Annotated in this window: 6 protein-coding genes; all 6 read left to right on the forward strand. The window is 50.2% G+C overall.

Annotation, left to right across the window (positions count from 1 at the left end):
* Positions 1-15 precede the first annotated feature (15 nt).
* The 6 genes from AC1BI1_RS13445 (at position 16) to AC1BI1_RS13470 (ending at position 6,747) form a co-directional block, all read left to right on the forward strand.
* The gene (locus tag AC1BI1_RS13445; protein ID WP_476717825.1) at positions 16-1,035 is read left to right on the forward strand and encodes a 2-dehydro-3-deoxygalactonokinase; all 1,020 of its coding nucleotides are present in this window, start codon (positions 16-18) and stop codon (positions 1,033-1,035) included.
* Positions 1,032-2,693 (forward strand): dihydroxy-acid dehydratase, encoded by a 1,662-nt coding sequence (gene ilvD / locus AC1BI1_RS13450; protein WP_476717820.1) that lies wholly within the window; start codon positions 1,032-1,034, stop codon positions 2,691-2,693. Before AC1BI1_RS13445 ends, ilvD begins: the two co-directional genes overlap by 4 nt.
* Positions 2,694-2,921: 228 nt before the next feature.
* The gene (locus AC1BI1_RS13455) at positions 2,922-3,683 is read left to right on the forward strand and encodes a FadR/GntR family transcriptional regulator (protein WP_476717821.1); all 762 of its coding nucleotides are present in this window, start codon (positions 2,922-2,924) and stop codon (positions 3,681-3,683) included.
* Positions 3,684-3,798: 115 nt separating this feature from the next.
* A complete protein-coding gene (locus tag AC1BI1_RS13460; protein ID WP_476717822.1) occupies positions 3,799-5,067 on the forward strand; it encodes a nickel pincer cofactor-dependent isomerase, group 22 in 1,269 nt (422 codons plus the stop codon).
* A gap of 48 nt (positions 5,068-5,115) precedes the next feature.
* Positions 5,116-5,697, forward strand: coding sequence for a class II aldolase/adducin family protein (locus tag AC1BI1_RS13465; RefSeq protein WP_476717823.1), 582 nt, complete (start codon positions 5,116-5,118; stop codon positions 5,695-5,697).
* A gap of 24 nt (positions 5,698-5,721) precedes the next feature.
* Positions 5,722-6,747, forward strand: coding sequence for an alcohol dehydrogenase catalytic domain-containing protein (locus AC1BI1_RS13470; RefSeq protein WP_476717824.1), 1,026 nt, complete (start codon positions 5,722-5,724; stop codon positions 6,745-6,747).
* The last annotated feature ends 41 nt before the right edge of the window (positions 6,748-6,788 follow it).

The raw sequence follows: 6,788 nt of genomic DNA on the forward strand, positions 1-6,788 counted from the left end.
TAAACTTTGCTGATTATGGCTATAGATGGCGGTACTACAAATACGAGGGTGCGGATTTTGCAAGATGATAGAATCCTGAGCCAAGTATCCAGCCCTGTCGGAGTACGTAATGCGGCTATAACCGGGTCCAAAAAAGATTTGGTAGAGGGAATACGCCAGGCCATCATTGCTGCTTTGAGGTCAGCCCGGATAGAGGAGAAAGACCTGCACTTAGTGGCTGCATCAGGGATGATTACTTCTAATATAGGAATTTATGAAATACCCCACGTGAGTACTCCGGCAGGCATAGACCAGCTAGCAGCAGCGAGCCGTCGGGTGAAAATACCTGAATTAATGGAACTCCCTATTCTCTTTATTCCTGGAGTAAAAAATGACTGTGCAGCTACTTTAGACACTGAAAATCTTGAGGCCATGGACATCATGCGAGGTGAGGAAACCGAGGCCATAGGGATACTTGAATTAACCTCATTGAAAGGACCTTTAACGATGGTTTTACCAGGCTCCCACACCAAGATCGTTACGGTTAATGAACATAACCAGATATCGGGCTGCCTTACCACCATGGGGGGAGAAATTTATAGTACTCTGGCCTCCCACACCATTTTAGCCGATTCTATTCCTTCTACTTTGATTTCCGAACTGGATGTGGACATGCTCCTAAAGGGTGCTGCCCTCTCCCGCAAGGTGGGTTTAACACGAGGTTGTTTCTCGGTGCGCATTATGAGCCATTTTCTTCCAGTTACTGCGGAAAAAAGGGCTGATTTCCTTCTCGGGGTTGTACTAGGCCAAGACTTGATTGCCATAAAAAACAGCCTGGCTTGTGAAGTCCATTGGCGAGGAGAGATTATCATCGGGGGACCGGCACCTCTGAGGCACGCTCTATATTATTTGCTAGCCGCAGAGCCCGATATGCAGGGACGGATTATTTTACTAGATGATAAAACAGTGGAAATATCCACTGCAGTGGGTGCTAAGGTCATCGGGTCGCGATACTTAAACATGATAGCCAAGCAGGAAAGAGGATGGGAGAAATGAACTGGCGCAGCAAAAGTTTTCTGGGTACTCCGCAAGGGGCCATGGCCCGGTCCTTTTATAAATGCATGGGCTATACGGATGCCGATCTGGAAAAGCCGGTAATTGCTATAGTAAATTCCTGGAATACCATCTGCCCTGGACAATATAACTTGCGAGCGGTAGCCGAGGCTGTGAAAGAAGGGATTCGGTCCGGCGGCGGTACGCCTGTGGAATTCGGGACCATAGGTCCCTGTGACGGTATTGCCCAGGGACATGAGGGCATGCACTATATTCTCCCCTCGCGGGAAATTATTGCTGCTAGCGTGGAACTGATGGTGGAGGCGCACCGGCTGGATGGAATGGTTTTGTTAGGTTCTTGTGATAAGATTGTTCCCGGGTTACTTATGGCGGCTGCACGCCTGAACCTGCCGGCAATTTTAGTTAACGGTGGGCCCATGTATCCCGGCGAATACCGAGGCCGGCATATAAGCGGGAATGAGGTACATATCGCTCTGGGGGCCTGGCGGGCTGGTAAAATCAGTGCTGAGGAATTTAAGGAGATTGAGGATTCGGCTTGCCCCACCCCTGGATCCTGTACCATGATGGGCACGGCCAATACCATGTGTTGCTTGTCCGAAGCCATGGGCATGAGCTTGCCGGGTTCCTCCACCATTCCGGCCATAGCTTCGCAAAGGCTGCAAGTGGCTCAGGAAGCAGGACGCCAGATAGTCAAACTGGTAATGCAAGGTATAAAGGCCAGGGATATTATCACCAAAGAGGCCTTGGAGAACGCTATTAGGGTAGGGCTGGCCATCGGCGGATCCACCAATTTTGTATTGCACCTGTTAGCTATAGCGCATGAAGCCAAGCTAGAGCTGGCCATCGATGACTTTGACCGTTTGAGCCAGCAAACTCCTTACCTGGCTTCCCTTATGACGGCTAGCGAATACGATATGGTCGATTTTCACCAGGCAGGTGGGGTACCGGCGGTGATGAACCAGCTCCTGCCCCTGCTCCACGGCGATTGTTTGACCGTTAACGGCAAGACCATAGCCGAGAATGTGCGAGGCGCAGCCATCCAGAATAACCAGGTCATACGGGACTTGGCTCATCCTTTTCTGCCTACCGGCGGTCTGGCTGTAATTAAAGGTAATCTGGCTCCCCTTTCGGCTATCTGTAAACCTGCGGCTATTAGCCCGGATCGCTGGTTTGCTCGAGGGCCTGCCAAGGTGTTTGATAGCGAAGAAGATTTGGTAAAGGCTATTCATAATGGCCAGGTACAGCGAGGCGACATGCTGGTTGTCCGCTATGAGGGGCCTAAAGGCGGGCCGGGTATGCGGGAAATGTATACAGCCATGGAGATGCTGGCCGGCTATGGCTTGGCGGAATATGTTTACTTATTGACGGATGGACGTTTTTCCGGCTCCAATTTTGGCGGCTTTGTAGGGCATATTTCTCCTGAAGCGGCGGAAGGAGGCCCGCTGGCCCTGGTCCAAGACGGGGATATGATTACCGTGGATATCCCCCATAGAAGACTTACTTTAGAAGTAGGGGAAGAGGAGCTGGAGAAGAGGCGGCAGTCCTGGCGCAAGCCGGCGCCCAAGATAACTCAGGGTTTTCTGGGACTTTATGCCCATTTAGTCAAGTCAGCCCACTATGGCGCTATTTTAGAATTTTAGACTAGCGAAGTAAAATTTTTTCCAAACTGGCAGGAGATTGGGCGGAGAGGGCGAATATATACATTTAAATAAGTTGTATTACAACTTATGACTAGAGACTTAGAACGAAATGAAAGGAATCTCTGTGCTGAGCGACAAAGAAAGGATTAATTGTGGCCGAGACAGTAGAGAGGGCTCAGGAACTTAGCCGCTTTATCAAAGCACTATATACCGGGAGAGAAAATTAACATGACCATCAAGCGCATTCCCAAGGTTAACGTCAGCCAGGCGGTATTCGAGCAGATGAGGGAGCAAATTTTTAACGGCAACTGGCCGCCGGGCAGCAAAATCCCCTCGGAAAACGAGCTCGCCAAGATGTTTGGGGTGAGCCGTATCTCGGTTCGCTCAGCTCTACAAAAGTTAAGTACCCTGGGGCTGGTTTACAGCAAGCAGGGCGGAGGGACCTTTGTAGCCGATGTTACCGCTGACGTCTATTTGAATTCCCTCATACCCGTCTTAGCTTTGGGCAAGCATGATCTCCTCGAAATCCTCGAATTCAGGAGGATTTACGAAATAGAAAATGCCCGCTTGGCGGCCCTGCGCCGTACAGAGAAGGATTTAGAGCGTTTGCGGGCCATTGTAGACCGGATGCACAAATCTAAAGATGATCTTTCCCTGTTTTCTTTGGAAGACCTTAATTTCCACCTGGAACTGGCCCGGGCCACCAAAAATTCCCTTATCCTCAAGGTAGCTCAGATTACCAGGGATATCTTGCGCTGCCATATGGAAGAGGTGGTCGCCTTCCGCGGTACTGCGGCAGGCCTGTATTACCATCCCCTTATCCTGGAGGCTGTTGCTGCTCAAGACGCACAAAGGGCAGCGGAACTGATGGCCGAACATATTGAGATGGCTATTAAGGATATCAAGGAAGGTTATCCGGAAGAAATGCTCAGGTACGGAAGAGAAGGAAGAACGAAGAGCCGATGGGAGAATTCGCAGGCAAAGTCATAATAGGGTCTGCCGGAGGCAGTGGCTGAAGTTATAGTTTTTCTGGCCTTGCCGCGGGCCAGTTATATTACCGGGGATAGCAACAAATGATTTATTTTTACTGTAAGAGGGGATGCATATGCGAATAGAAGGCTTAGAGGACGTAATTTTACCGCAGATGTACCGGATAAGGCAGCATTTTCCCGATTTGGCTTTGCCGGATATACCGGGGAAGATCAGGGAAGAGATGGCCCGGACCAGAATAGGGGAGAAAGTGGCTGGCGGGAAGAGAGTGGCCATAGCCGTAGGGAGCCGGGGGATTAACAACATAGCCCTGATAGTAAAGAGCGTGGTAGAAGAAGTAAAGAGATATGGGGGTAAGCCCTTCATAGTTCCGGCCATGGGGAGTCACGGTGGGGCCACAGCGGAGGGGCAAAGGGAAGTATTGAAGAGCTACGGGGTTACCGAAGAATATACAGGGGCGCCCATAATTTCCTCCATGGAAGTAGTATCCTTGGGTAAGACGGCCAAAGGCGTAGAGGTATTCATGGACAAAGAGGCCTATAGAGCAGACGCCATTATAGCTATAAACCGGATAAAGCTGCACACAGACTTTCGTGGGGAAATAGAGAGCGGGGTGCTAAAGCTTTTAGCCATAGGGTTAGGGAAGCACAAAGGGGCGGCAAACATACACCGGTATGGGGCCTGGGGGTTAAAGGAGCATATACCCGAAGTGGCGAAAGTAATGATAGAGAAGGGGCCGGTAGCCTTAGGGATAGGGATAGTAGAAGATGCCTATGACCACACGGCCATAATAGAAGCCATGGAACCGGAAGAGATAGAGGAGAGGGAGAAGAGGCTACTTAAGACGCAGCGGGAACTGATGCCTTCACTACCTTTAGAAAAGATAGACGTGCTTATAGTGGAGGAGATGGGGAAAAACATAAGCGGGTGTGGGATGGACACCAACGTAATAGGGAGGATAAAGATAAAAGGGGTACCGGAACCGGAGAAGCCGGACATACAGGTAATAGTAGTGCTGGACTTGACGGAGGAGAGCCATGGGAATGCGGTAGGGGTAGGGCTGGCGGACATTACCACCAGGAGGCTAGTAAACAAAATAGATTTTGAACAGATGTATGCCAACTGTATAACTTCCACCTTTCCGGAGAGGGGCAAAATACCGGTTACATTAGAGACAGACGAACTGGCTATAAAGACGGCCTTCATGTGGATAGGGCCGGTGAGGAGCGAGGAGGCCAAAGTTATCCGGATAAAGAACACTTTGGAACTGAGCGAGATGTATGTTTCCGAGGCTGGCCTTAAGGAACTAAAGGGGCGTCCTGGCATAGAAGTCCTGGAAGGCCCCGTAGAAATACAATTCGACGGCAAGGGAAACCTCCGTTAAAGGAAACAGGGGACTAGGTAAAAGAGGTTAAGGAGGAGTAAACGAACAATGCAGCCCAAACAACTGCTGGTGGAGATATGTCACCGGCTCTATGAGCGGAAACTGGTGAGCAGTACAGGGGGCAACGTGAGTTTAAGGAGCGAAAGGGGAATTTATATAACTCCCACCGGCTACTCTTTAGGCGAAGTCACCGAAGAGGATATAGTAGAGATCACCCTGGAGGGAGAAATCTTAAGCCAGGGGAAACCCTCCAAAGAGTGGCGCTTTCACACCGGGATATTAAAGATGCGGCCAGATGCTGGAGCAGTTATTCACGCCCATCCCACCTACACCGTAGCCGCCTCCTGCTTTAAGGACTTAAACTTTGAAGATGCTTTGCCTAAACTCACCCCCGGTTATGCTGTAAGGGTGGGGAAACTACCTGCCGTACCCTATGCCCCTCCGGGGAGCGAAGAACTGGCTAAAAATGTCCTGGAAAAATTGCGGGACCATAACGCCGTTCTCATGCAAAACCACGGAGTGACTGTCGTAGCTGAAGACTTAAGGTACGCTTATATACTGCTGGAAGAAATAGAAGAGAACGCCCATATCTTCCTCCTTTTGGGGAAAGAAGCGCATACCATTGACTAAAAAGGGAAGAGGGAGAAAACACCAATGAAAGCCCTGTGCTTTTTAGGACCTGGCAAACTGGAACTAATAGAGACCGAAATACCTAGAATTGGGCCGGGAGAGATACTCATACAAGTAAAGTACGCCGGAGTATGTGGCACAGATGTACGCATATACCAGGGGACAAAAATAATAAAACCTCCTCGCATTATAGGGCACGAGTTCTCAGGCATTATCGCCGAAGTAGGGCAGGGGGTAGAAGACTTTAAACCCGGAGACAGGGTCACCGTCTACCCGGTCATACCGTGCGGGACCTGTTATGCCTGCAATGCCGGGCGGAGCAACATATGCGTACACCGCACCACCCTGGGGTATGAGTTGGACGGCGCCTTTGCGGAATATATAAAGATTCCTAAAGAAGCAGTGTCCAGGGGCCACGTAGTAGCCATACCCGCAGAAGTAACCTTTGAAGAAGCAGCGGCGGCAGAGCCTGTAGCAGCTGCCTTCCACGGCATCTTGCGTTCTCGGCTTTCCCCCGGGCAGGACGTATGTATCATAGGCGCTGGCCCCATAGGCCTTTACCATGTACAACTAGCCCTCTGGCGCGGTGCCTGCAACATAATTGTCTCCGAGCCTCAAGAAGAAAGGCGTGCCCAAGCTCTAAAATTTGGTGCCACAGCTGCCGTTACACCCCAAGAAGTAAAAGAAACGGTGCAAGAACTTACCAGGGGAGTAGGGGTAGACGTAGTGTTTATAGACGTGGGGATACCCTCCATAATCAAAGAAGCCATAAGCCTGGCCAAAAAAGGCGGAATTTGTGTACTTTTTGCCGGCTGCCCGGTGGGGAGTACAGCTGAAATAGACCCCAATGAAATACACTACAAAGAAGTGGACCTTATAGGGTCCTCGGCCTCCACACCTAGAAATTTAGCTACAGTTTTAAGGTTGGCCGCCCGGAAATTTATTGACATAAAGAGCACTATAGGGCACATCCTGGAGCTAAAAGACTGGGCCCAGGCCTTCCAGATGAAACAAGCTTATGCTGGCCTAAAAACCTTGCTAAAACCATAGCAAAAGAAAAAAGCCCCAAAAGACAACAAAACTACACCCGT

The sequence above is a fragment of the Thermanaeromonas sp. DSM 22490 genome (assembly GCF_056378755.1).